Genomic DNA, 25,162 nt, shown 5'->3' on the forward strand with positions numbered 1-25,162 from the left:
CTTACAAGGATTCCGCCCATGAGCAAGCAAATCATCCATACCGACGCCGCGCCCGCCGCCGTCGGCCCTTACTCGCAAGCGGTCGCCGTCAGCGGCGGCAAGACGGTTTACCTGTCCGGCCAGATCGGCCTGGAGCCCGGCACCGGCGACCTGGTGTCCGAGAACTTCGACGCCCAGGTGCGCCAGGCGTTCGCCAACATGCAGGAAGTCATCAAGGCGGCCGGCGGCACGCTGGACAACGTCGTCAAGCTGACCCTGTTCCTGACCGACCTGGGCAAGTTCGCGGCCGCCAACGCCATCATGGCCGAGATCATTCCGCAGCCTTTTCCGGCGCGCTCCACCATCGGCGTGGCCAGCCTGCCCAAGGGCGCGCAGTTCGAGGTCGAGGCCATCCTGGTCCTGTAAGCACCGCCGGGGCATTTCATTACCGAGGCCCGTTCCTCCATGCCGGCCGCCGCAGCGGCACCCAAGCGCGCGGGCGCTGCCAAGGGCGGCGCCGGCAAACCGCTGACGGATACGGAGCGCAAGCTCCGCAATCTGGGACTGGTGTCGCCCGAAGACTTCGTGCTGCACCTGCCGCTGCGCTACGAGGATGAAACCCGCGTGGTCCCGGTCGCCTCCTTGCGGCCGGGCTTCTCCGCGCAGGTCGAAGGCGAGATCACCAAGTCCGAGGTGCTGTACCGGCCCAGGCGCCAACTGACCGCCACGCTGGCCGACGACAGCGGCGAACTGCAATTGCGCTGGCTGAATTTCTACCCCAGCCAGCAGAAGCAGCTGGCCGTGGGCAAGCGGCTGCGCGCGCGCGGCGAGGTCCGCGGCGGCCTGTTCGGCCGCGAGATGGTGCATCCGCGCATGGTCAACGCCGATGCGCCGCTGCCCACCGCGCTCACGCCCGTCTATCCCAGCACCGAAGGCCTGCCGCAGCTGACGCTGCGCCGCGCCATCGCGCAGGCGCTGGACCGCGCCGACCTGTCCGACACCCTGCCGCCGGTGGCGCGCGAGCGCTATGCGCTGCCGCTGTTCGAGCCTGCCATCCGCGCGCTGCACACACCCGCCCAGGGCGAGTCGGAACAAGCGCTGCTGGAACGGGTCCACCCCGCCTGGCGGCGCATCAAGTTTGATGAGCTGCTGGCGCAGCAACTGTCGCTGGCCGCCGCCCGGGCCGCGCGGCGCGTCAAGGAAGCCGCGCCGCTGCCGCCCAGAGACGCGTCGGACGGGCTGGTGGCCCGGCTGTATGAAACCCTGCCGTTCAAGCTGACCGGCGCCCAGGAGCGCGTGGTGCGGGAAATCGCCGCCGACCTGGCGCAGCCGTATCCGATGCATCGTCTGTTGCAGGGCGACGTGGGCAGCGGCAAGACCGTGGTCGCGGCCATCGCGGCGGCCCAGGCCATCGCCGCTGGCGCCCAGGTGGCGCTGATGGCGCCCACCGAAATCCTGGCCGAACAGCATTTCCGCAAGCTCGCCGCGTGGCTGCAGCCGCTGGGCGTGAACATCGCCTGGATGACGGGCAGCCTGACGGCCAAGGCGCGGCGCGAGGCTGCCGCCGCCGTGGCCGAGGGCAGCGTGCAACTGGTGGTCGGCACGCAGGCGCTGATCCAGGACCATGTCGAGTTCCATCGGCTGGGCCTGTCCATCGTCGACGAGCAGCATCGCTTCGGCGTCGGCCAGCGCCTGGCGCTGACCAAAAAGGGCGAGACCGTGCGCGGCCGCATCGTGCCGCACCAGCTCAACATGAGCGCCACGCCCATCCCGCGCACGCTGGCCATGACGTTCTTCGCCGACCTCGACGTGTCTGTCATCGACGAGCTGCCGCCTGGCCGCACGCCGGTGGTGACCAAGCTGGTCTCGGACGCGCGCCGCGAGGAGGTCATCGCGCACATCGCCCAGGCGGCGCGCGCCGGCCGGCAGGCCTACTGGGTCTGCCCGCTGGTCGAGGAAAGCGAGGCGCTGGAATTGCAGACCGCCGTCGATACCTACGAAGGCATGCGGGCCGATCTGCCCGACCTGCGCATCGGCCTGGTGCACGGCCGCTTGCCGCAGGCCGAGAAGGCGGCGGTGATGCAGGCGTTCCGCGAAGGCGAGGTCGACCTGCTGGTGGCCACCACCGTGATCGAAGTGGGCGTGGACGTGCCCAATGCGTCGATGATGGTGATCGAGCACGCCGAGCGCTTCGGCCTGGCCCAGCTGCACCAGCTGCGCGGACGAGTAGGGCGGGGCACCGCCGAATCGGTCTGCGTGTTGCTCTATCAGACGCCGCTGTCGCAGATCGCCCGCGAGCGCCTGCGCGCCATGTTCGAGACGTCCGACGGCTTCGAGATCGCCCGGCGCGACCTGGAGCAGCGCGGCCCCGGAGAATTCCTGGGCACGCGGCAGTCCGGCATGGCGCTGCTGCGCTTCGCCGACCTGGAGACCGACGCGGCCATCGCCGAGGACGCGCGCGACGCGGCGGTCTGGCTGCGGGCCGAGCATCCCGACGCGGTCCAGGCGCACCTGGCGCGCTGGATGCGCGGCCGCGAGGACTTCCTGCGCACCTAGATGAACCACCCTAAACTTTCCGCCGACGGCCTGCTGGCCGCCGCATAACCGGGGGGCGTATGACTCTCACCGAACTCAAGTACATCGTGGCCGTGGCGCGGGAGCGCCATTTCGGCCGGGCGGCAGAGGCCTGTTTCGTCAGCCAGCCCACGCTTTCCGTCGCCATCCGCAAGCTCGAGGACGAGCTGGGAGTGACCCTGTTCGAACGCGGCGGCGCCGAGGTCGGCGTCACGCCGATCGGGCAGCGCATCGTGGCGCAGGCGCAGAAGGTGCTGGAGGAAAGCGCCAGCATCAAGGAGATCGCGCGCCAGGGCCACGATCCGCTGGCCGGGCCGCTACGCGTGGGCGTGATCCATACCATCGGTCCCTACCTGTTGCCGCGCCTCGTGCCCGAGCAGATCCGCCGCACGCCGCAGATGCCGCTGCTGCTGCAGGAGAACTTCACCGTGCGCCTGGTCGAGTTGCTGCGCCAGGGCGAGATCGATTGCGCCATCATGGCCTTGCCCTTGCCGGAGGCAGGCCTGGTCATGCAGCCGCTCTACGACGAACCCTTCGTGGTGGCGGTGCCCAACGACCACGAACTGGCGAAGCAGGCCGCCGTCGACGCGCAGGACCTGAAGCAGCAGACCATGCTGCTGCTGGGCAGTGGCCACTGCTTCCGCGACCAGGTGCTGGAGGTCTGTCCCGAGCTGTCGCGCTTTTCCGCCGCCAGCGACGGCATCCAGCGCACCTTCGAGGGCTCGTCGCTGGAAACGATCCGCCACATGGTCGCGGCGGGCATCGGTGTCACGGTGCTGCCGGTGACCGCGGTGCCGGAGCAGCCTCCCTCGAACAGCCTGCTGCGCTACCTGCCGTTCGAGGGCCAGGTGCCGGAACGCCGCGTGGTGCTGGCCTGGCGCCGCAGCTTTCCGCGACTCGCGGCGATCGAGGCGCTGGCGCAGGCCGTCTATGAATGCGGGCTGCCGGGCGTGCAGATGCTGGCCGGCGAGATCACGGCAGAACAGGATTAGCCCACCCCCGAGCGCTCGCGCGCTCCCGAGCCTGTCGCAACGGCAGTGTTATCCTTGTTTAGTCCATTCAACAGGAGTCATCGATGGCCAAGTCCTCCAAGAAGACCACCAGCGTTCCGCGCATCAACATCGGCATTTCCGACAAGGACCGCGCCGCGGTTGCGGGAGAGCTGTCCAAGCTGCTTGCGGATTCGTACACGCTGTACCTGATGACGCACAACTTCCACTGGAACGTCACGGGGCCGATGTTCAACACGTTGCACCTGATGTTCATGACGCAGTACACCGAGGAATGGAACGCGCTGGACAGCATCGCCGAGCGCATCCGCGCGCTGGGCCACTACGCGCCGGGCACGTACCGCGAATATGCCAAGCTGTCGTCGATCGCCGAGCCGGACTCGGTGCCGGAAGCACTGGAAATGGTGCGCCTGCTGGTCAGCGCCAACGAGTCGGTCGCCAAGACCGCGCGCGCCGCCTTCGAGAAGGCAGATGCCGCCAATGACCAACCCACGGCCGACCTGCTGACGCAGCGCCTGGACGTGCATGAGAAGAATGCCTGGATGCTGCGCAGCCTGCTGCAGTGATCCATCGCGAGCCGCGATAGCGCGGCCGATCAACCCCGCCACGCACCCCCGCGTCGCGGGTTTTTTTTGGGGCAGCCCCAACGGAAACGCCCGTCAGGGGCGGAAAGCGCGTATCGGCGAGCGCCGCGTGGAGATGCTCAGCCCTGGTGCGATAGCGGCCGCACGGGTACTGGCGAGATGCGCTCGGGCGGCGGCGAGACCCGCCAGGAAGAGCGCCGGCGCAGCGCGCCCAGCAGTTTCAGGCCCTGTGGCCAATCGCCCAACCCGCTGTCGGCGTTGATGTGGCCGGCGCCAGGCACGATCACCAGGCGGCTGCCCCAGTGTTCGGCGAACAGGCGCGCGCGCTCCAGGCGGCAATAGGGATCGTTGTCGCTGGCCACCACCACGCTCTGGAAGGGCAGCGACGTCCGGGGAATCGGCGCGAAGCCGCGCAGACAGTCAGGGACGTCGGCGCGTTCCACGTCGGCCGGCGCCACCAGCAGGGCGCCCGCCACCTTGGCGCGCAGCGGCACCGGCAGCGCGGCACAGGCCAGGCAGCCGAGGCTGTGCGCGATCAGCAGCACCGGGCTGCGGGCCTTGTCCACTTCGGCCGCCACCGTGGCGGTCCAGTCGGCGCAGGACGGGCGTTCCCAGTCCCGCTGCTGTACCCGGATCGCGTGCGGCAAGGCATCCGCCCAGCGGGATTGCCAGTGTTCGGGTCCGGAGTTTTTCCATCCGGGGACGATGATCGGTTGGAGTCTCATGGCGGCCATGATGCCGCGCCGGCTTAGTAACGCAAACGAATAAATCCTCTTTTGCATATATCCCTGAAGGCATAAGGGAAATGCGGGAAAGTGATGCGTCCCGTCAAGTTTTGGGCATAAAAAAAGGCGGGCCGGAGCCCACAATGACAGCGATCTTTCAGTGTATGCTTTGCCGTGCAAACGCATAGCAGCCGGGCGGAATTCACTAATAATGCCGGCCTTCGCCCGGTGAAAACCAACGATTACATGCCAATAGAGGAGTCCACTCATGAAGACAGCATTCCGTCTGACCCCGGTCATCGCCGCCTTGGGTGTTGCCGCAGGGTTGACGTTCGCAGCGGGTGCGCAAGCCCAGACGATCAAGATCGGCGTGGTCGGCCCGACCACCGGCCCGGTCACCCAGTACGGCGACATGGTCCGCGAAGGCGTTGACACGGCCGTCGAGCGCATCAACGCCGCCGGCGGCGTCAATGGCAAGAAGCTGGAAACCGTCGTCATCGACGACGGCTGCGAACCCAAGCAGGGTCCGGTGGCCGCGAACCGCGTGGTCAACAGCAAGATCGGTTTCGTGGTTGGCCACGTCTGCTCGGGCGCGACCATCGCCGCCGCCGACGTCTACAACAACGAAGGCGTGGTCATGGTGACCCCCTCGGCCACCTCGCCGGCGCTGACCGACGGCAAGAACTACGAGTTCATCTTCCGCACCATCGGCCGCGACGACCAGCAAGGCCCGGCCGCCGCCAAATTCGTCCTGGAAAAGCTCAAGCCGAAGAAGGTCGCCGTGCTGCATGACAAGCAGTCCTACGGCCAGGGCATCGCCACCGCGGTCAAGAACGACCTCGAGAAGGGCGGCATCCCGGTCGCGATCTTCGAAGGCATCAACGCCGGCGACAGCGACTACTCCGCCGTCATCACCAAGCTCAAGAGCGGCGGCGTGGACTTCGTCTACTACGGCGGCTACCACCCCGAAATGGGCCTGCTGCTGCGCCAGGCGGCCGAACAGGGCGTGAAGGCCAAGTGGATGGGTCCGGAAGGCACGGGCAATCCGGACATCAACGCCATCGCCGGCGACGCCGTCGAGGGCATGTTGCTGACGCTGCCGGCCGACTTCAGCCAGAGCGCCGCCAACGCCGAGATCGTGAAGGCCTTCCAGGCCAAGAAGCGCAACGCCGCGGGCGCCTTCCAGATGACCGCCTACACGGCCACCCTGGCCATCGCCGACGGCATCAAGGGCGCTGGCAGCGAGGATCCGGCCAAGGTCGCCAAGTTCCTGCACGCCAACACGCTCGACACCCCGATCGGCAAGATCTCCTGGAACAAGCAGGGCGACCTGACGAACTTCCAGTTCGACGTGTTCACCTGGCACAAGGACGGTTCCAAGACCGTTTACAAGTAAGCCGGCGCATGCCGGAACCGTCCCCGGACCCGCTGCGAGCGGGTCCGGGGACAGGCTCGTGACGGGCCGGAAGCCTAGCTTTCCGGCCCGTTTTTTATTGGGCGGCCAGGCGGAACGTTGCTCCTGTCCCGGGGGCGCCCGCCCTCGTGGACGGCGGGCCGAAACCGCCGATTTGCCTCGGTCTGTCCGGACTCGGGAACCGGGCCGGGGCGCGACGGTCGAACGCCGATTCCCGACTTTTGCGTAGAATGCGGCGCAATTGAACTCTTTTTTTGTGGACATCATGACCAAGGCCCTGCTAGTCGAAGACGATCCCAAGCTGTCGCGCCTGATTGCCCAGTTCCTGGAGCAACACGGGTTCAATGTGGCGCAGGCCTATCGCGGCGACCACGCGGTCGAGGCGTTCCGCAGGCACGATCCGGCCATCACCATCCTGGACCTGATGCTGCCCGGCCGCGACGGCCTGCAGGTGTGCCGAGATCTGCGAGCGTTTTCTTCCGCGCCCATCCTGATGCTGACCGCGCGCGAGGACGACCTGGACCAGATCCTGGGCCTGGAGTCGGGCGCGGATGATTACGTCATCAAGCCGGTCGAGCCGCGCGTGCTGCTGGCGCGCATCCGCGCGCTGCTGCGCCGCCACAGCCAGCTGGACGAACCGCCGGAGCGCCTGGAATTCGGCCCGCTGGTCATCGACCGGCGCACCCGCGCCGTGGTGCACGCGGGCGTGGAGGTCGACCTGACCACCATGGAATTCGAGATGCTGTGGGCGCTGGCCAGCCAGGCCGGGCAGGTGCTGACCCGCGACGACCTGCTCAACGCCGTGCGCGGCATCGAGTTCAACGGCCTGGACCGCAGCGTCGACGTCTGCGTCAGCAAGTTGCGCCGCAAGCTGGACGACAACCCGCGCGATCCGGCGCGCATCAAGACCGTGTGGGGCAAGGGCTATCTGTTCTCGCCCAAGGCACACGAGGGCGAGGATGCTTAAGTTCGTCCTGCGGCTCTTCGTGGTGCTGGCGGTGGGCTTCGTGATCTCCAACGAGATCGTGGATCGCTCCGCCAACTACCTGTTCGAGCCGGTCAGCGATGCCTATACGCGCGAATCCGTGCGCGGCCAGATCCACAGCCTGGTGCAGGAGCTGTCGCGCATCGAGCCGGCTTCCCGACAGACCCACATCGACGACCAGCTCGCGCCGTACTATGGCCTGCGGCTTAGGGTCGTGAACGGGCGCGACTACAACGCCAGCGACAAGGAACGGCAGGCCATCCGCGCGGGCGATTTTTTCATCCGCGACAAGATGCAGACCTTCGTGGCCGGCATCCCCGGCCCGGGCGGGCAGTGGCTGGAGCTCAAGCTGCCGCCCGAGCCGTCGATCGGACCCTGGGTGATCGCGGCGGTCTATTCCGCGCTGGGACTGCTGCTGTGCGCGTTCATGCTGGTGTGGGCGCTGCCCATCTGGCGCGACCTTGAGGCGCTGAAAACGGCGGCGCAGCGCATGGGGCAGGGCGACCTGCAGGCGCGCGCCCGGCTGTCGCGCCATTCCAGCATCGGCAACCTGGGTGAAACCTTCAACCAGATGTCCGAGCGCATCGGCGCCCTGATCAGCAACCAGCGCGAACTGACCAACGCCGTCTCGCACGAGCTGCGCACGCCCATCGCGCGCCTGTCGTTCGAGCTGGACATGATGGGCCGCGAGCGGGACGAGGCCGCGCGCGCGCGCCTGATCGAGGAAATGAAGAACGACGTGGCCGAGCTGGACAGCATGGCTTCCGAGCTGCTGATGTATGCGCGGCTGGAGCACAGCGACGGCGTGGCGCTGGAGGCGCAGGACGCGCGCGGCTGGCTGGACGCCGTGGTCCAGCATGCCGGTTTCGAGGCCGGCCAGCGCGGCGTGCGCTGCGAGGTGGCGCTATGCCAGGTGGCGCAGGTGCACCTGAACCAGCGCTACATGACCCGGGCCCTGCTGAACCTGCTGCAGAACGCCATCCGTTACGCCGGCGGCAATATCCGGGTGAGCCTGGTCTCGCCCGCGCCGCGCGAGTATGTGCTCATGGTGGACGACGACGGTCCCGGCATTCCGGCGGCGGACCGCGAGCGCATCTTCGAGCCATTCATCCGGCTGGACGAAAGCCGCGACCGAGGCACCGGCGGCACCGGCCTGGGGCTGGCGATCGTCAGCCGGGTGGCGCGCTGGCACAACGGCACGGCCGAGGTGGTGGACAGCCCCCTGGGCGGAGCCCGCTTCATCATCAGCTGGAAGGCGGCCTGAACGCTGCTCCGCTGCCCGCAGGGCCGCTCTGGACGGGTATCTTCAATAAACTTCACAAACATCCTGTCCAATCTTTACAAACTCCATACAAAGCAGGAAAGAACGGAGTTTGACCCATCGATAGCATGACGGCAGTTCTCATCAGAGGCTTTGCCGCACGTCATGTTTCCGTTTGCCCGTACCTTCGTCCTATGCGCATTGCTGGCTTTTGCCGGCGGTTGCCAGGGCGTGCCGCCGGCCAAGCCGCCGGCCATATCCAAGGGCGACTATCACGCGGTGGTGAGCTATCTCTCCAAGCGCATTTCCCATGACCTGAGCGCGCTGGACGTGCCCGGGCTGTCGATCGCGCTGGTCGATGACCAGAAGCTGGTCTGGAGCGCCGGGTTCGGCTATGCGGACGAGGCGCGTCACCGCAGCGCGTCCAGCGACACGCTGTACCGCGTCGGCGCGATTTCCAAGCTGGTGACGGCGGCGGGCGTCATGCGCGCCGCCGACGACGGGCGCCTGGCGCTGGACATGCCCGCGGCGCAGGCGCTGCCGCAGTGGGAGATCCAGCCGCGCCGCGCGGCCATGCAATGGCTGGGCGCGCATCCGGTCACCGCGCGCAGCCTGCTGACGCTGCGGCCGGACACGCCCGAAGACACCATGGGCAGGGCGCGTTCCGACATGGGCTACGCCTTGTTGGGCGACATGGTGGCGCACGCGGCCGAAGAGCCGTTCGACACCTACATGCGCCGCGCGATCCTGCGCCCGCTCAACATTTCCCGCGCCGGCTACCAGGCCGACGATCGCATGCTGGAGCTGCGCGCCGCCGGCTATCGGCGCGGCAAGCCCTGGTCCGAATCGCCGCTGGACAACGCGGCCGCCGAGGGCCTTTGGATGAGTTCGTCGGAGATGGCGCGCTTCAGCAGCATGCTGTTCGCCGAAGGCCGCTACCGCGATACGCGGGTGCTCAAGGCCGAGTCGGCGCAGGCGATCCTGAACCTCGAAACCGTGGCCGATGGCATCAGCCTGCCGTGCCGGCTGTCCCTGTCCTGGCTGGCCGCGCCCTGTGACGAGGACGGCGTCGCGGGCGACGCGATGCGCTCGCACAGCGGCGCCACCGAAGCCTTTCATTCCCGCTATGTACTGGCCCCGCGCGACAAGCTCGCGGTGCTGGTCATGAGCAACGCCGATACGGCCGAGCCGCTGGTGGCCTCGGTGTCGACGCTCGCCATGACGCTGATGCGCCAGGCCAAGTACGGCGACGACCTCCGCTAGATTTGACGCCGCGTGCCGCGCGGCGGATGTAAGCAGTACCTCCTCAACCTCGTTTCCCTGGAAGCTCTATGAAGCGATCTACCCTGATAGTCCTCAAGCCGCGCCGCGTGGCCGCCGCATGCACCCTGGCCCTGCTGCCCGTCATTTCGATGGCGGCCGAGGATGGCGCCGGCAACGCTTCCGGCAAGCGCGGCGCCACGTCGCGCGAACTGGAGGTCGCCAGGGGTGGCGCCACCGGCATGGTGCAGGACCAGTGGTCCTTCTACGGCACGGTGGGCGGCGCCTATGTGCCGCGTTACAGCGGCAGCGACGAGAGCGTCGCCGTGCCCGTGTTCGGCTTCGGCGTGCGCAGTCCCTACGGCATTTTCCTGAACACCGACCATGGCCTGGGTTGGGAAACCAACACGATGGGCAGCACGTTCCGCATCTACGTCGGTCCTAGCGCCTCGCGCAAGGACCACAAGAAGGGCCTGGAAGGCTCGAACGCGCTGCGCGGCATGGGCGACATCAAGAGCCGCGCGCAGGTTGGTTTCGACGCGGAGACCGACGTCGGCCCGGTGACGCTGTCCGCCTCGGTGCAGCACGCGTTCAAGAAGGGCGACGACCGCGATACCGGCAGCGCCTACACGCTGTTCAACCTGGGCGCCAGCGCCAAGGTCTATGACGGTCCGGCCGGCAAGATCGGCCTGTCGCTGAACAGCACCTTCGGCGACGGCAACTACATGCGCACCTGGTACGGCGTCAGCGGCCGCCAGTCGGCCAAGTCCGGCTATCGCAAGTACGAGGCCGAAGGCGGCCTGGAAAGCATCGCGCTGGGCGCGGTGTGGTCGTATCCGCTGAGCAAGTCCTGGACGCTGACGGCCGCCGCCGAGGCGCGCCGCCTGTTCGGCGACGCCAAGGACAGCCCGATCGTCAAGGAACGCAATCAGTACTCCGTCGGCACGATGGTCACGTACACGTATTGATGGAAGAGGGCGGGCGGATCCGCCCGCCGGATGCAAAACGGGCGCCGCATGCGGCGCCCGTTCCTGTTTCGGCGAAGTCCGGGATCAGAGACCCTGGACGCGGCGGCCGGTATCGGTCTCGAACCAGTGCAGCGGATGGCGGCCGTCCGGGCCGACGTTGACGCGGTCGCCGACCTTGGCGGGCGATTCCGACAGCTGGCGGGTGGTGCAGCGCACGACCAGCGTGGTCTTGCCGACGCGGCAGTGGACCAGTTGCTCGGAGCCCAGCGTTTCAACCATCTCGACTTCGCAGGGCACGCCCTGCGTGTTGAGCAGCATGTGCTCGGGACGCATGCCCATGATCACCTTGCGGCCACGGACCTGGGACGGTACCTGCAGCGGCGAGATTTCCAGCGGCTGGCCGTCGGCGGTCTGCACCGTGCCGTCGCCGGCCACGCTCACTTCCATCAGGTTCATCGGCGGCGAGCCGATGAAGCCGGCCACGAAGGTGGAGGCGGGTTTTTCGAACACTTCCATCGGCGTGCCGATCTGCTCCGGCACGCCCTGGTACATGACGATCATGCGGTGCGCCAGCGTCATGGCTTCGACCTGGTCGTGGGTCACGTACAGGCTGGTGGTGCCCAGGCGGCGGTGCAGCTTCATGATTTCAAGGCGCATCGCCACGCGCAGCTTGGCGTCCAGGTTCGACAGCGGCTCGTCGAACAGGAAGACCTTGGGCTCGCGCACGATGGCGCGGCCCATGGCCACACGCTGGCGCTGGCCGCCAGACAGGGCGCGCGGGCGGCGGTCCAGCAGGTGGCCAAGTTCGAGGATCTGCGCGGCGGCGTCGACGCGCTTCTTGATCTCTTCCTTCGAGAACTTGCGGATCTTCAAGCCGTAGGCCATGTTCTCGAACACGGTCATGTGCGGATAGAGCGCGTAGTTCTGGAACACCATCGCGATGTCGCGTTCGGCGGGTTCGAGATGGTTGACGACCTGGTCGTCGATCAGGATTTCGCCGCTGGTCACGGATTCCAGGCCGGCGACCATGCGCATCAGCGTGGACTTGCCGCAGCCGGACGGGCCGACGATGACGATGAACTCGCCATCCTTGACGTCCATGTCGATGCCGTGAATCACGGGCACGTTGCCGGCGTAGGTTTTCTTGACTTTGCGGAAGCTGAGAGTAGCCATGAGTTAATTCGTGTTATCTGAGTCGTGTTCGGGCGGGCGAGGTACGCAAACGCAATGGGCAAGCGTCACTTTTCAGTGTCGACCAGACCCTTGACGAACCATTTCTGCATCAGGATGACCACCAGCGCGGGCGGGATCATGGCCAGCATGGCGGTGGCCATGGTGATGTTCCATTCGGTCACGCTGTCGCCGCCGCTGATCATGCGCTTGATGCCGATCACGACGGGGTACATGTCTTCCTGGGTGGTGACCAGCAGCGGCCACAGGTACTGGTTCCAGCCATAGATGAACTGGATCACGAACAGGGCGGCGATGCTGGTCTTGGACAGCGGCAGCAGCACGTCGCGGAAGAAGCGCAGCGGGCCGGCGCCGTCGATGCGGGCGGCTTCGATCAGCTCGTCCGGCACGGTCAGGAAGAACTGGCGGAACAGGAAGGTGGCCGTGGCCGAGGCGATCAGCGGCAGCGTCAGGCCGGCGTAGCTGTTGAGCAGGCCCAGGTCGGCGACGACCTTGTAGGTAGGCGCGATCCGCACTTCCACGGGCAGCATCAGCGTGACGAAGATCATCCAGAAGAAGAACATGCGGCCGGGGAAGCGGAAGTACACCACCGCGAAGGCCGACAGCAGCGAGATCGCGATCTTGCCGATGGAGATCGCCAGCGCCATGATCAGGCTGACGTACATCATGCGGCCCACCGGCGCGCCGGCGGAGCCGCCGGACGAGCCGCCGAACAGCGCCTGCATGTAGTTGTCGACGAAGTGCTTGCCCGGGAGCAGGGACATAGGCGCGGACGCCACTTCCTGCGCCGTCTGGGTGGACGCGACGAAAGTGACGTAGAGCGGAAATGCCACCATCGCCACGCCGCAGAGCAGGATGACGTGGGCCAGAATATCCAGCCAGGGACGGCGTTCAACCATTGTTAGTAGCCTCGGACAAAATCAATACTGCACTTTGCGGTCGACGTAGCGGAACTGCACGACCGTCAAGGCAATCACAATGAACATCAGCACCACGGACTGGGCCGCGGACGAACCCAGGTCCAGGCCGCGGAAGCCGTCGCTGTACACCTTGTAGACCAGGATCGAGGTCGAGGTGCCGGGGCCGCCCTGCGTGGTGGTGTCCACCACGGCGAAGGTGTCGAAGAACGCGTAGATGATGTTGACCACCAGCAGGAAGAACGTGGTGGGCGACAGCAGCGGGAAGACGATGCTCCAGAAGCGCCGCGAGGGCGAGGCGCCGTCGATGGCGGCGGCTTCGATCAGCGAGCGCGGAATCGATTGCAGGCCGGCCAGGAAGAACAGGAAGTTGTACGACACCTGTTTCCACACGGCCGCGATCAGCACCAGCATCATGGCCTGGTTGCCGTTCAGGCGCGGGTTCCAGTTGACGCCGGAGTGGTTCAGGGCGACGGCCAGGATGCCGACCGAGGGCGAGAACATGAACAGCCACAGCACGCCGACCACGGCCGGCGCGACGGCGTAGGGCCAGATCAGCAGGGTCTTGTAGAGGCCGGCGCCGCGGATCACGCGGTCTGCCATGACGGCAAGCAGCAGCGACACGCCCAGGCCGAACACGGCCACCAGCACCGAGAACACGGCGGTGACGCGGAACGAGTCCAGGTAGGCTTGCTGCTTGAACAATTCGACGAAGTTGTCGATGCCGACGAACTCGGACGACAGGCCGAAGGCGTCTTCGAGCCGCATGGACTGCCACATGGCTTGTCCGGCGGGCAGGAAGAAGAAGACCACTGTGATGACGATCTGCGGCAGCAGCAGCAGATAGGGCAGGGTCTTATGCCCGAATACAACGCGTTTTTCCATAGGGGGAACCCAAGGGTACAGAAAAGCGGCGATGGAAGATCGCCGCCGGAAGAACCTCGTGCCTGAAAGCACGATAGGCTCAAAGCCCCAAAATGACCAGGGCTTCAAGCCTGTGCAACTATAGACGCGGCGGCCCGTCGCCGGGCCGCCGCGGGATGCCTCCCTGGCGGGAGGCGGGCATTACTTTACGCTTTTCTCGAACTTTTCCAGCAGCTCGTTGCCGCGCTTGACGATGTTCTCGGCGCCGTCCTTGGCCGTGACCTTGCCCGAGACGATGCGCTCGATCTCGGCGTCCTCGATCTCACGGATCTGCGGCAGGAAGCCCAGGCGCAGGCCGCGCGATTGGGCGGTGGTTTCCACGTTCAGCTGCTTGACGCCGACTTCGGTGCCGGGGTTCTTGTCGTAGAAGCCTTCCTTCTTGGTCAGCTCGTAGGCGGCCTTGGTGACGGGCACGTAGCCGGTTTGCTGGTGCCAGCGGGCGGCGATCTCGGGGCTGGCCAGGAACTTGAAGAAGGCGGTCACGCCCTTGTAGGTTTCCGGCTTCTTGTTGGCGAAGACCCACAGCGAGGCGCCGCCGATGATGGTGTTCTGCGGCGCGCCCTGCACGTCCGCGTAGTAGGGCAGGGTGGAGGTGCCGAATTCGAACTTGGCGTTCTTGGCGATGTTGGCGCGCAGGCCCGACGAGCCGGTGATCATGGCGCACTTGCCGCTGATGAACAGCGAGTTCGGCTCGTCGCCGCGTCCGCCGTACATGAAGATGCCTTCCTTGCCCAGCTTGGCCAGGTTTTCCAGGTGGCGCACGTGCAGCGGGGTGTTCACGGCGACGCGGGCGTCCAGGCCGCCGAAGCCGTTGTCCTTGGTGGCGTAGGGCACGTTGTGCCAGGCCGAGAAGGTTTCCAGCTGGACCCACGACGGCCACGAGGTGGTGTAGCCGCATTCCTGGCCGGCGGCCTTGAGCTTCTGGCCGGCGGCGGCCAGCTCTTCCCAGGTCTTGGGCGGCTTGTCGGCGTCCAGGCCGGCCTTCTTGAAGGCGTCCTTGTTGTAGTAGAACACCACGGTCGAGCTGTTGAACGGCATCGACACCAGCTTGCCGTCGGCCGACGAGTAGTAGCCGGCCACGGCGCCGATGAATTCCTTGGGATCGATCGGGTTGCCGGCTTCTTCGGACATCTGCTGCACCGGCTTGATGGCGCCCTTGGCGTACACCATGGTGGCGGTGCCGACTTCGAAGACCTGGAGGATGTCGGGCGCGTTGCCGGCGCGGAACGCGGCGATGCCCGCATTCATCGACTCGCCGTAGTTGCCCTTGTAGACTGCCTTGACCTGGTATTCGGGGTTCTTCTTGTTGAACTCGTCGACCAGCCCGTTGACGCGGTCGCCCAGCGCGCCTTCCATCGAGTGCCAGAACTGGATCTCGGTGGCGGCATGGGCCGAGGCGCCGGCGAACGCGGCCATGACGGCGGCGAAGGTGAGGGCAATACGGTGGGATCGCATGGTGTGGTTTCCTCCTGTGGGGCGTGTCGCGGCCGGGTTTTCTGGCCGCGGAAAACACGTCACCTTATGAATTGTTTGTGACAAAAGCGTGACTTTCACATCACTCCAAACGGCTGTCAAATTGCGCGTTTTGGGCGCGAACGAACATTCTTCATTTTTTTCCCAGGGACATGACGGTTTACAATCCTCCCATTATGAAAAACGAACTTTCGATTGCGTTCATCGGTGGCGGCAATATGGCCGCCGCCCTGGCTTCCGGGCTGGCTGGCAAAGTATGCCCCGCCGGCAACATCCATGTCATTGACATAAACGAGGATGCGCACGCCTCGTGGCAGGCGCGCGGCATGACCACCGCCAGGTCGGCCGACGAGGCCCTGGCGCGGTGCCGCGTCTGGGTGTTCGCGGTCAAGCCACAGAACATGAAAGACGTTGTGGCGTCCACGCGTCAGTGGCTGCGTCCGGACACGCTTGTGGTAAGCGTGGCGGCCGGCATCCGCGCCGATACCCTGGCTGGCTGGCTGGGCACGCCGGAACAGCCGTTCAGCCGCCTGGTGCGCTGCATGCCGAACACGCCGGCCCTGGTGGGCGCCGGCATGACCGGCCTGGCCGCGCTGGACGGCGTGGGCCAGGAAGATCGCGAACTCGCGGCCAGCCTCTTGTCCAGCGTGGGCGACGTCGTCTGGGTGGCCGATGACGCGGCGCTGGATGGCGTGACCGCGCTGTCGGGCAGCGGCCCGGCCTATGTGTTCCTGTTCCTGGAGGCCCTGATCGCCGGCGGCCAGAAGGTCGGCCTGACGGCCGAGCAGGCGCGCCAGCTTGCATTGGGCACGCTGGCCGGCGCCACCAAGCTCGCGGCCGAATCGTCCGAGCCGCCGTCCGTGCTGCGCGAGCGCGTCACGTCCAAGGGCGGCACCACGGCCGCCGCGCTGGCGTCCTTCGGCGCGGCGGGCTTCGCCGGCATCGTTGAGGACGCGCTGGCGGCCGCGGCGCGCCGTTCGCGCGAGCTGGCGGAGGAATTCGGCAAATGAGCGCGCAGGCGAGCCGCTACGAAGCCATGCGCGCGCCGCAGTTCGCGGTGGCGGTGCTGTGCATGCTGCTGGTGGTGGTGGGTTCCAACATCCTGGTGCAGGTGCCGCTGAACGACTGGCTGACCTGGGGCGGGCTGTCCTATCCGGTGGCGTTCCTGGTCACCGACGTGCTGAACCGCCGGTTCGGTCCGTCGGCGGCGCGGCGCGTGGCCTGGTTCGGTTTCGCCGCCGCGCTGGTCGTCTCGTTCTGGGTGGCCTCGCCGCGCATCGCGCTGGCCTCGGGCCTGGCCTATATCTGCGCCCAGCTGGTCGACATCCAGGTCTTCGATCGCCTGCGCGACCAGCGCTGGTGGCGCGCGCCGCTGATCTCGGGCGTGCTGGGCGCCGTGCTGGACACGGCCGTGTTCTTCAGCGTGGCCTTCGCCGCCACGGGCACGCCCTGGCTGACCTGGATGGCGGGCGACCTGGCGATCAAGCTGGCGGTCAACATCAGCATGCTGGCGCCGTTCCGCGCGCTGATGTGGAACCTGGCCAAGCCGGCCAACGCCTGAAGCCAGGCGGGGCAGGGAAGAGGCGGCCCAGGGGCCGCCTCTTGTCATTTGGGGCCGCGCGCGCCTTGGCGTATGGCGTCGCGCTGACATTATTGAAACCGATCGATATATCCCGGGCGCGAACGCGCAGGATTAACACGCTAATTATTATCCGTAAGTCTTGCGTAAGGACTGTATTTAAATGCGAATGCGCAAACGCGGATAATGATTTTTCGCAAAGCGCAGATGCTGAAACGGCCCCGGCGCGCAAGAGGGTAAACAAGGCGGGATTGCGATTTCTCCTGCGATTTCACGGGCTTGTAGCCTCGATGCGGCACGATTAAAGATTTCTCCACAAATATTGGGGATTACACGCAGTGACAGTGTGGCGGCTTGCTTCCAGAATACCGCCCACATCGTGTTTTCGCCCAAGAAGCCGGCAACGCGCGGCACGAATCACGGGGCACACTCCCGCGAATTCGGACCGGTCCGAGCCGCTCAAAACCTCGCTGGAGAACTACGCATGAAGTTTCTGCATCGCCTTACCCCGGTAGCCGTCGCGCTTGGGGCGCTTGCCCTGGCAGGTTCCGTGCATGCCGCCGACACCATCAAGATCGGCATCCCCCAGCCGATGACCGGCCCCAACACCCAGTACGGCGACCAGATCCAGGCTGGCGCGCTGACCGCCATCGAAACGATCAACGCCAAGGGCGGCGTCAAGGGCAAGAAGCTCGAACCCATCCTCATCGACGACGGCTGCGAACCGAAGCAGGCCGTGCCGGCCGCCAACCGCGTGGTCAACTCCGGCGCCAAGTTCGCCGTGGCGCATGCGTGCTCGGGCGTGACCGTGGCCGCCGTGAACGTCTACGAACAGGAAGGCATCGTCGGCATCACCCCGGGCGCCACGTCGCCGCTGGTGACCGACACCATCAAGCCGCACTACTTCTTCCGCACGATCGGCCGCGACGACCAGCAAGGTCCGTATGCCGCTCGCTACATCGCCAAGACCCTCAAGCCGCAGAAGGTCGCCGTGCTGCACGACAAGCAGACCTACGGCTCGGGCGTGGCCACCCAGGTCAAGGACACGCTGACCAAGGAAGGCGTGAACGTCGCGCTGTTCGAAGGCATCAACGTCGGCGACAGCGACTATTCGGCCATCATCACCAAGCTCAAGTCGGCCGGCGTGGACCTGGTCTACTTCGGCGGCTATCACCCCGAGCTGGGCCTGCTGCTGCGCCAGTCGCGCGAACAGGGCCTGAAGGTCCAGTTCATGGGTCCGGAAGGCACCGCCAACCAGGACCTGGTGGCGATCGCCGGCCCGGCCATCGAGGGCCTGCTGGTCACGCTGCCCGCCGACTTCACCAAGCTGCCGGGCAACGAAAGCATCGTCAAGGCCTTCAAGGACGCCAAGCGCGATCCGGACGGCGCCTTCCAGATGCCGGCCTATGCCGCGGTCCAGATCCTGGCCGACAGCATCACCGCGGTGGGCGAAGATCCCGCCAAGGTGGCCGACTACATGCACAAGACCACCTTCAACACCGGCATCGGCAAGGTCGAGTACGACGCCAAGGGTGATTTGAAGAACTTCGAGTTCGCCGTCTACAAGTGGGACAAGAACGGAAAGAAGACCCAGCTGTAAACTCGCGATCCCGCCGGCGTGGTGCCGGCGTGTAGGGCCTGTCCTTGCCGTCATGCCGTAATCCGCGTAGCGAAGCGCCAAAAGCGCTGTGCGGCCGGCAGGCGCCGATGGCAGGCCCTTATAAAATACGCCCAGGTTTCCGGCTCCGGGTCTCACTACCGGAGCCGGAACTATTTGGAGCACAGAGAAATAATGTCTGACCTCATACCCCAACTTACCCAGCAATTCTTCAACGGATTGTCTCTGGGCGCGATCTACGCGCTGATCGCCATCGGCTACACAATGGTCTACGGCATCATCGGTATGATCAACTTCGCCCACGGCGAAATCTATATGATCGGCGCCTATGTCGGCCTGGTCACCTTGACGTCCATCGGCACCAACAGCGGTTTGCCCGTGCCATTCATCATCGCCGCCATGCTGCTCGTGGCCATCGTGGTCACCGGCATCTACGGCTTTTCCGTCGAACGCGTGGCCTACCGGCCGGTCCGCAACAGCCCCAGGCTGGTCGCGCTGATCTCGGCCATCGGCATGTCGATCTTCCTGCAGAACTGGGTGGCCCTGGGCCAGGGCGCCCGCGACATGGCCGTGCCGTCGCTGGTTTCCGGCGCGGTGCAGTTCCACATGGGATCCGACTTCGATGTCACGGTGCCGTATTCGCGCATCATGATCATCGTGGTGACCGTGGTGCTGATGGTGGGCCTGACGCTGTTCATCAAGTACTCGCGCATGGGCCGTGCCTCGCGCGCCTGCTCGCAGGACATGCACATGGCCAACCTGCTCGGCATCGACACCAACCGGGTGATCTCCTTCACGTTCGTGATGGGCGCGATCCTGGCGGCGGTGGGCGGCGTGCTGATCGCCATCACCATCGGCAAGCTCAATCCCTTCATCGGCTTCCTCGCCGGCATCAAGGCCTTCACGGCAGCGGTGCTGGGCGGCATCGGCAGCATCCCCGGCGCCATGCTGGGCGGCGTGCTGCTGGGCCTGGCCGAGACCTTTGCGGCAGCCTACATCTCGTCGCAGTACAAGGACATCGTGGCGTTCTCGCTGCTGGTCCTGATCCTGCTGTTCCGTCCCACCGGGCTGTTGGGCAAACCTGAGGTGGAAAAAGTCTGATGTCGAACAACAATCTGAAAAACGCCACGATGGCGGCGGTGCTGACCGCCGTCATCGTCACCCCTGTCTTCGGCCTGCAGCTGATCCGCCAGGGCGCACGTACCTCGATGGAGTCCAACTGGTCGCTGGTGGCGCTTGCCGCCGCGGTCGTGTTCGTGTTCCAGCTGCTGCGCCCCTGGCTGGCCAAGCCGTTCCAGAAACTGAAGACGGGCCTGCCGACCCTGCCGTCGTCGCCGGCCAAGAGCAACAAGCTGCTGGTGCTGCTGGTCCTGGCCGCGGCCGTGATCTGGCCGTTCTTCGCCGGCCGCAGCTCGGTCGACATCGCCACGCTGGTGCTGATCTACGTGATGCTGGGCCTGGGCCTGAACATCGTCGTGGGTTTTGCCGGGCTGCTGGACCTGGGCTTCGTCGGCTTCTATGCCGTCGGCGCCTATACCTACGCCTTGCTGTACCACTGGGGCGGCTGGAGCTTCTGGGAAGCGCTGCCGTTCTCGGGCGCGATGGCCGCGCTGTTCGGCTTCGTCCTGGGCTTTCCGGTGCTGCGCCTGCGCGGCGACTACCTGGCCATCGTGACGCTGGGCTTCGGTGAAATGATCCGCCTGCTGCTGATCAACCTGAACACGCTGACCGGCGGTCCGGACGGCATCTCGGGCATTCCGAAGCCGTCGGTGCTTGGCCTGGAAATGACGCGCCGCGCCAGCACCGAGGGCGGCACCACGTTCCACGACTTCTTCGGCCTCACGTTCCAGAACCAGCACATGGTGATCTATCTGTACATGATGGCCTTGCTGCTGGCGCTGGTCACGCTGTTCGTGTCCACGCGCCTGATCCGCATGCCGGTCGGCCGGGCCTGGGAAGCCCTGCGCGAAGACGAGATCGCCTGCCGTTCGCTGGGCCTGAACCCCACCCGCATCAAGCTGTCCGCGTTCACGCTGGGCGCGACCTTCGCCGGCTTCGGCGGCGCGTTCTTCGCGGCGCGCCAGGGCATGGTGAATCCGGAGTCCTTCACCTTCATCGAATCAGCGCTGATCCTGGCCATCGTGGTGCTGGGCGGCATGGGTTCGCAGGTGGGCGTGATCCTGGCGGCGGTGCTGCTGACCGTGCTGCCCGAGCTGGCGCGCGAGTTCGCCGAGTACCGCATGCTGATGTTCGGCCTGGTGATGGTGTTGATGATGATGTGGCGTCCGCAGGGGTTGTTGCCCATGAAGCGTCCCCACGTGGAGCTGTCCAAATGAGCGAGGCGTTGCTTAAAGTATCCGGACTGACCATGCGGTTCGGCGGCCTGCTGGCCGTCGACAGCGTGGCCTTCGAAGTCAAATCCGACGAGGTATTCGCCATCATCGGCCCGAACGGGGCCGGCAAGACCACGGTGTTCAACTGCGTGGGCGGCTTCTACGCGCCCACCGCGGGCGAGATCCTGATGGACGGCAAGGCCATCACCGGCCTGCCCAGCCACAAGGTCGCGCGCCACGGGCTGGTGCGCACGTTCCAGAACGTGCGCCTGTTCAAGCAGCTGACCGTGCTGGAAAACCTGCTGGTCGCCCAGCACACCCAGGTCGAGGCGCGCCTGCTGCCGGGCTTGCTCAAGCTCAAGTCCTATCGCCAGTCGGAGGCCGATGCACTGGCGCGCGCGGCGCAATGGCTGGACTTCATGGGCCTGCGCGAGTTCGCCAACCGCGAGGCCGGCAACCTGGCCTACGGCCACCAGCGCCGCCTGGAGATCGCGCGCTGCATGATCACCAAGCCGCGCCTGCTCATGCTGGACGAGCCGGCAGCCGGCCTGAACCCGCAGGAAAAGCGCGATCTGCAATCGCTCATCGACCAGCTGCGCCGCGAGTTCGGCGTGGCGGTGCTGCTCATCGAGCACGACATGAGCCTGATCATGGGCATCTCCGACCGCATCCTGGTCATGGAGCACGGCAAGCCCATCACTACCGGCACCCCCGAGCAGGTGCGCAACGACGAGCGCGTCATCAAGGCGTACCTGGGGGAGGAATAAATGCTGAAGCTGGAAAACATACACACCTACTACGGCGCCATCCAGGCGCTGAATGGCGTGTCGGTGGATGTCAACAAGGGCGAGATCGTCACCCTGATCGGCGCCAACGGCGCCGGCAAGACCACGCTGCTCATGACCGTCTGCGGCAATCCCAGGGCCAAGGAAGGCAAGATCACGTTCGAGGGCGAGGACATCACCCACAAGGACACGCACCACATCATGCGCAACGGTATCGCCATTTCTCCGGAAGGGCGGCGCGTGTTCAAGGACCTGACGGTCGCCGAGAACCTGATGATGGGCGGCTTCTTCGCCAAGCGCGACGAAATCCACGAGGGCATCGACCACGTCTACGGCCTGTTCCCCCGGCTGAAGGAGCGCGCCAGCCAGCGCGCCGGCCTGATGTCCGGCGGCGAGCAGCAGATGCTGGCCATCGGCCGCGCGCTGATGACCCGTCCGCGCCTGCTGCTGCTGGACGAGCCCACGCTGGGCCTGGCGCCGCTGGTGATCGCGCAGATCTTCGACATCATCCGCGAGATCCGCGAGCAGGGCGTGACGGTGTTCCTGGTCGAGCAGAACGCCAACAAGGCGCTGCAGGTGGCCGACCGTGGCTACGTGCTGGAGAACGGCCGCGTCGTGCTGCAGGACACGGGCGCCAATCTGCTGGTCAATGACGAGGTCCGCAAAGCCTACTTGGGCGGCTGACCAATTTCCCCCGCGAAGGGAGTGGGCGCACCGCGAGGTGCGCTTTTTTTTATCCGGGATGCGGGGGAAGGGAGGGCGGCTCAGGCCGCGATGCGGGCGCCCGGCGCGTCGGCCAGGTAGCGGTCGATGGCGGCGCGCGCCAGCGCGTCGATCGAGTCGGTGAGCGTGATGTCCAGGCCGGGACGCAGCGCGTGCGGCACGGCCAGCGGCAGCTCGGTGCAGCCCAGCACCACGGCGTCGGCGCCGCGCGCCTTCAGGCGTGCGATGCACTCGGCCGCCGGCGCGAAGGCCTGTTCGAGCTGGTTCCCCTTCACGGCGCGGATCGAGCCCATGCAATAGCGCTCGACCTCGTCCTCGTCAGGAACCACGCATTCATAGCCCTGGGCCTCGAGATGGCGCTGGTACAGGCCCAGCTTGAGCGTGGCGGCGGTGCCCATCAGGCCGATGCGGCCCTTGGGCAGGCCGAGCCGGCGCAGGTCGTCGATGACCGCCTCGATGATGTGCAGCACCGGCAGCCGGGTGGCGGCCGCGATCTGGTCGTACCAGAGGTGCGCGGTATTGCACGGGATGGCGATCAGCTGCGCGCCCGCGCGTTCCAGGAAGCGCACGCCTTCGACCATGTGGGGCAGGGGATTCTCGCCGCCGGCCATGTAGGCGCTGGAGCGGTCGGGGATGCGGGGATCGTTGCGCAGCAGCGTGGGAATGTGCTGCTGGTCGACATCGGCGGGCGTGAGCGCCGCCAGGCGCAAGGCGAAGGCGGCGCCGGCCATGGGGCCCATGCCGCCCAATACACCCAGGTAACAACCCTGGGAAAAGCTATTCACTTTAAGACTCCGAAGCGGTGCTGCGCCGGGCTCGGAAAGCGGCCCGGCCTCTGGCATGCCGCGATGTTCCGCGAGCCGGCCGGACAAGGGCATCGCTGCCCGTACCTGACTGTTCGCTGAATGAGGGCGCCGCATGTCGCGGCGCCCAGGCGGCGCCAAGCCGCCATCATACGCCTGCCCGGCGCGGACCCGCTGGCGGGCCTGCGCCGCGCGGCGGACTTACTCCAGGCCTTCGGCCTTGCGGGCGGCCTTCACGCCGCTGTTTTCCTGCATGCGCTTGAAGAACGCGGCCAGGTTGTCCAGGCCGGTCAGGTCGACCTGCTTGCCATGCGCCCAGGTCAGCACCACGTAGAGATAGGCGTCGGCCACGCTGGGGTCGGCGCCCACCAGGTAGGACTTGCCGGCCAGTTGGGCATCGAGCTGCGCGAACAGCTTGGAGAGCAGCTTGGAAGCGCTGGCGGCCAGTTCCTTCTGCGCGCCTTCCTCGGACAGGAAGCGCATCGGCGCGAAGACCAGCGAGAAGGTCTTGTGCAGGTCGGAGTTGATGAAGCCCAGCCAGCGGCGCACTTCGGCGCGGGAGCGCGCGCTGCCGTCGCCCATCAGCTTGCTTTGCGGGGCCTGTTCGGCCAGGTATTCGAGGATGGCGACGTTCTGCGTGAGGGTCCAGTCGCCGTCGGCCAGCGCGGGAACCGCGCCCAGCGGATTGATCTTCAGGAACTCCGGACCCTTGAGCTCGTCGCGGCTGAGCTTGTGCGTTTCATAGGGCTTGCCCAGCCATTCCAGCACGATGTGGGAAGCGAGCGAGCATGCGCCGGGCATGTAGTACAGTTTCATTTGAAGGCGTCTCCTGTGGGGCAGGGCGGGAGGCGACCCGTCCTTGCCGCATATGGTACGCCACTCATGTGGCGACGATGCGTGATAGCCCCACGATATATGCCGCCGCGTCCGCCGCCTTGCGCGAGGATCGTCGGACGGACGCCGCGCCATTCGCCACGCGCCCATGCCGTAGCCGGAGATGACCATGCCGCCTCGTGCCGCCGCAACGCTGTCCGTCCTCCTGTCCGGCGCCGTGCTCGCGGCCTGCGCCTGGTCAGCAACCGTGCGCGCCGAGTCCGTGTCGGCCGGCACGGAGACTCCGGCCGCCGCGCCGACCCAGGTCACGCCGGTGGCGGGCGGCCTGGAACATCCCTGGGCCATGGCCTTCCTGCCCGATGGCGGCATCCTCATCACCGAACGCCCCGGCAATCTGCGGCTGCTGCGCATTCCCGGCGGCCTGTCCGCGCCCTTGAAGGGCGTGCCCAAGGTGGCCGCCCAGGGGCAGGGCGGCCTGCTCGACGTGGCCTTGTCGCCGGATTTCGCCAAGGACCGCCTGGTCTACCTGTCCTATGCCGAGGCCGGCGACGGACGCGCCGGCACCGCCGTGGGACGCGGCCGGCTGGCCGAGGATGGCGTCCGCCTGGAGGATTTCCGCGTCCTGTTCCGACAGGAGCCCAAGTTGTCCGAGGGGCTGCATTTCGGGTCCCGCCTGGTGCTGGACGGCAAGGGCTATCTGTACATCGCGCTGGGCGAGAACAACCAGCGCTCCACCGCGCAAGACCTGGGCAAGCTGCAGGGCAAGGTGGTGCGCATCAAGGCGGACGGTTCGGTGCCGCCGGACAATCCCTTCGCCGGCAAGGCCGGCGCGCGCCCCGAGATCTGGTCCTATGGCCACCGCAATCCCCAGGGCATGGCGCTGAACCCCTGGTCCGGCGAGCTCTGGGAAAACGAGCATGGGCCGCGCGGCGGCGACGAGATCAATCTGATCAAGCCGGGGCTGAACTACGGCTGGCCCCTGGCGACCTACGGCATCAACTATTCCGGCCAGCCCATCCCCGAAGCGCGAGGCCAGACGCTGCCGGGCATGGAGCCGCCGCTGTACTGGTGGCCCAAGTCGCCGGCCATCAGCGGCATGGCGTTCTACGACGCGCCCAGGTTTCCGGCATGGCGCCATTCGCTTTTCATCGGCGCGCTGGCCGAGCGCAACCTGATCCGGTTGACGCTGGATGGCGACAAAGTGGTGGCGCAGGAACGCCTG

At 66.5% G+C, this 25,162-nt stretch carries 25 protein-coding genes; 17 read left to right on the top strand and 8 right to left on the bottom strand.

Features of this window, described 5'->3' with window-relative positions; genetic code table 11:
* The first annotated feature begins 18 nt into the window (after positions 1–18).
* From KDH83_RS16795 to KDH83_RS16810, 4 genes are all read left to right on the top strand, one after another.
* Complete coding sequence (locus tag KDH83_RS16795) at positions 19–405, top strand: Rid family detoxifying hydrolase (RefSeq protein WP_103274503.1); 387 nt, start codon at positions 19–21, stop codon at positions 403–405.
* Between the two features lie 39 nt (positions 406–444).
* Positions 445–2,535 (top strand): ATP-dependent DNA helicase RecG, encoded by a 2,091-nt coding sequence (gene recG, locus KDH83_RS16800; protein WP_212317929.1) that lies wholly within the window; start codon positions 445–447, stop codon positions 2,533–2,535.
* Positions 2,536–2,594: 59 nt separating this feature from the next.
* Positions 2,595–3,545: a LysR substrate-binding domain-containing protein gene (locus KDH83_RS16805; RefSeq protein WP_212317931.1), complete on the top strand. Its 951-nt coding sequence runs from the start codon at positions 2,595–2,597 to the stop codon at positions 3,543–3,545.
* Positions 3,546–3,628: 83 nt separating this feature from the next.
* Entirely contained in the window at positions 3,629–4,129 is a 501-nt protein-coding gene (locus tag KDH83_RS16810; RefSeq protein ID WP_103274500.1) for a Dps family protein, read from the top strand.
* 137 nt (positions 4,130–4,266) lie between these two features.
* On the opposite strand, the gene KDH83_RS16815 is transcribed toward KDH83_RS16810, so the two are convergent.
* On the bottom strand, positions 4,267–4,872 hold the full coding sequence (locus tag KDH83_RS16815; protein WP_212317932.1) for an alpha/beta hydrolase: 606 nt from the start codon (positions 4,870–4,872) through the stop codon (positions 4,267–4,269).
* A gap of 268 nt (positions 4,873–5,140) precedes the next feature.
* On the opposite strand from KDH83_RS16815, the gene KDH83_RS16820 reads away from it, so the two are divergent.
* From KDH83_RS16820 to KDH83_RS16840, 5 genes are all read left to right on the top strand, one after another.
* Positions 5,141–6,268, top strand: a complete 1,128-nt coding sequence (locus KDH83_RS16820; RefSeq protein ID WP_212317934.1) for a branched-chain amino acid ABC transporter substrate-binding protein — start codon at positions 5,141–5,143, stop codon at positions 6,266–6,268.
* A 283-nt stretch (positions 6,269–6,551) separates the two neighbouring features.
* Entirely contained in the window at positions 6,552–7,253 is a 702-nt protein-coding gene (locus tag KDH83_RS16825) for a response regulator (protein ID WP_212317936.1), read from the top strand.
* On the top strand, positions 7,246–8,535 hold the full coding sequence (locus tag KDH83_RS16830) for an ATP-binding protein (protein WP_212317938.1): 1,290 nt from the start codon (positions 7,246–7,248) through the stop codon (positions 8,533–8,535). Before KDH83_RS16825 ends, KDH83_RS16830 begins: the two co-directional genes overlap by 8 nt.
* Positions 8,536–8,697: 162 nt before the next feature.
* On the top strand, positions 8,698–9,795 hold the full coding sequence (locus tag KDH83_RS16835) for a serine hydrolase domain-containing protein (RefSeq protein WP_212317940.1): 1,098 nt from the start codon (positions 8,698–8,700) through the stop codon (positions 9,793–9,795).
* A 68-nt stretch (positions 9,796–9,863) separates the two neighbouring features.
* Positions 9,864–10,760 (top strand): MipA/OmpV family protein, encoded by an 897-nt coding sequence (locus KDH83_RS16840; protein WP_212317942.1) that lies wholly within the window; start codon positions 9,864–9,866, stop codon positions 10,758–10,760.
* A gap of 84 nt (positions 10,761–10,844) precedes the next feature.
* Here the strand turns inward: KDH83_RS16840 and KDH83_RS16845 are convergent, their stop codons facing one another.
* From KDH83_RS16845 to KDH83_RS32970, 5 genes are all read right to left on the bottom strand, one after another.
* Positions 10,845–11,933, bottom strand: a complete 1,089-nt coding sequence (locus tag KDH83_RS16845) for a sn-glycerol-3-phosphate import ATP-binding protein UgpC (RefSeq protein WP_212317944.1) — start codon at positions 11,931–11,933, stop codon at positions 10,845–10,847.
* Positions 11,934–11,998: 65 nt separating this feature from the next.
* A complete protein-coding gene (gene ugpE, locus KDH83_RS16850) occupies positions 11,999–12,850 on the bottom strand; it encodes a sn-glycerol-3-phosphate ABC transporter permease UgpE (RefSeq protein ID WP_103274495.1) in 852 nt (283 codons plus the stop codon).
* Between the two features lie 21 nt (positions 12,851–12,871).
* Complete coding sequence (ugpA, locus tag KDH83_RS16855) at positions 12,872–13,753, bottom strand: sn-glycerol-3-phosphate ABC transporter permease UgpA (protein ID WP_212317946.1); 882 nt, start codon at positions 13,751–13,753, stop codon at positions 12,872–12,874.
* Positions 13,754–13,933: 180 nt separating this feature from the next.
* Positions 13,934–15,247 (bottom strand): sn-glycerol-3-phosphate ABC transporter substrate-binding protein UgpB, encoded by a 1,314-nt coding sequence (ugpB, locus tag KDH83_RS16860; RefSeq protein WP_212317948.1) that lies wholly within the window; start codon positions 15,245–15,247, stop codon positions 13,934–13,936.
* A 116-nt stretch (positions 15,248–15,363) separates the two neighbouring features.
* The gene (locus KDH83_RS32970; RefSeq protein ID WP_349291639.1) at positions 15,364–15,570 is read right to left on the bottom strand and encodes a hypothetical protein; all 207 of its coding nucleotides are present in this window, start codon (positions 15,568–15,570) and stop codon (positions 15,364–15,366) included.
* On the opposite strand from KDH83_RS32970, the gene proC reads away from it, so the two are divergent.
* The 7 genes from proC (at position 15,484) to KDH83_RS16895 (ending at position 22,264) form a co-directional block, all read left to right on the top strand.
* Entirely contained in the window at positions 15,484–16,275 is a 792-nt protein-coding gene (gene proC, locus KDH83_RS16865) for a pyrroline-5-carboxylate reductase (protein WP_349291638.1), read from the top strand. The two genes, KDH83_RS32970 and proC, sit on opposite strands and share 87 nt — an antisense overlap.
* Positions 16,272–16,826 (top strand): queuosine precursor transporter, encoded by a 555-nt coding sequence (locus KDH83_RS16870; protein ID WP_103274491.1) that lies wholly within the window; start codon positions 16,272–16,274, stop codon positions 16,824–16,826. The genes proC and KDH83_RS16870 overlap by 4 nt, the downstream gene beginning before the upstream one ends.
* Positions 16,827–17,328: 502 nt before the next feature.
* A complete protein-coding gene (locus KDH83_RS16875) occupies positions 17,329–18,444 on the top strand; it encodes a branched-chain amino acid ABC transporter substrate-binding protein (protein ID WP_103274490.1) in 1,116 nt (371 codons plus the stop codon).
* 192 nt (positions 18,445–18,636) lie between these two features.
* Positions 18,637–19,563: a high-affinity branched-chain amino acid ABC transporter permease LivH gene (gene livH, locus KDH83_RS16880; RefSeq protein ID WP_103274489.1), complete on the top strand. Its 927-nt coding sequence runs from the start codon at positions 18,637–18,639 to the stop codon at positions 19,561–19,563.
* On the top strand, positions 19,563–20,798 hold the full coding sequence (locus KDH83_RS16885) for a high-affinity branched-chain amino acid ABC transporter permease LivM (RefSeq protein ID WP_212317953.1): 1,236 nt from the start codon (positions 19,563–19,565) through the stop codon (positions 20,796–20,798). Before livH ends, KDH83_RS16885 begins: the two co-directional genes overlap by 1 nt.
* On the top strand, positions 20,795–21,562 hold the full coding sequence (gene livG, locus KDH83_RS16890) for a high-affinity branched-chain amino acid ABC transporter ATP-binding protein LivG (protein ID WP_103274487.1): 768 nt from the start codon (positions 20,795–20,797) through the stop codon (positions 21,560–21,562). The genes KDH83_RS16885 and livG overlap by 4 nt, the downstream gene beginning before the upstream one ends.
* Positions 21,563–22,264, top strand: coding sequence for an ABC transporter ATP-binding protein (locus KDH83_RS16895; RefSeq protein WP_103274486.1), 702 nt, complete (start codon positions 21,563–21,565; stop codon positions 22,262–22,264).
* A gap of 80 nt (positions 22,265–22,344) precedes the next feature.
* Here the strand turns inward: KDH83_RS16895 and KDH83_RS16900 are convergent, their stop codons facing one another.
* Positions 22,345–23,088 carry an amino acid racemase gene (locus KDH83_RS16900; protein ID WP_212317955.1) on the bottom strand — a complete coding sequence of 248 codons (744 nt, stop codon included), beginning with the start codon at positions 23,086–23,088 and terminating at the stop codon, positions 22,345–22,347.
* Between the two features lie 219 nt (positions 23,089–23,307).
* Entirely contained in the window at positions 23,308–23,922 is a 615-nt protein-coding gene (locus KDH83_RS16905) for a glutathione S-transferase N-terminal domain-containing protein (RefSeq protein ID WP_212317957.1), read from the bottom strand.
* Positions 23,923–24,109: 187 nt separating this feature from the next.
* Between KDH83_RS16905 and KDH83_RS16910 the strand changes: the two genes are divergently transcribed.
* On the top strand, positions 24,110–25,162 hold a 1,053-nt coding region (locus KDH83_RS16910), incomplete at its 3' end, for a PQQ-dependent sugar dehydrogenase (RefSeq protein WP_212317960.1).

Source organism: Achromobacter sp. Marseille-Q0513 (genome assembly GCF_018195695.1).
GTDB lineage: Bacteria > Pseudomonadota > Gammaproteobacteria > Burkholderiales > Burkholderiaceae_B > Achromobacter.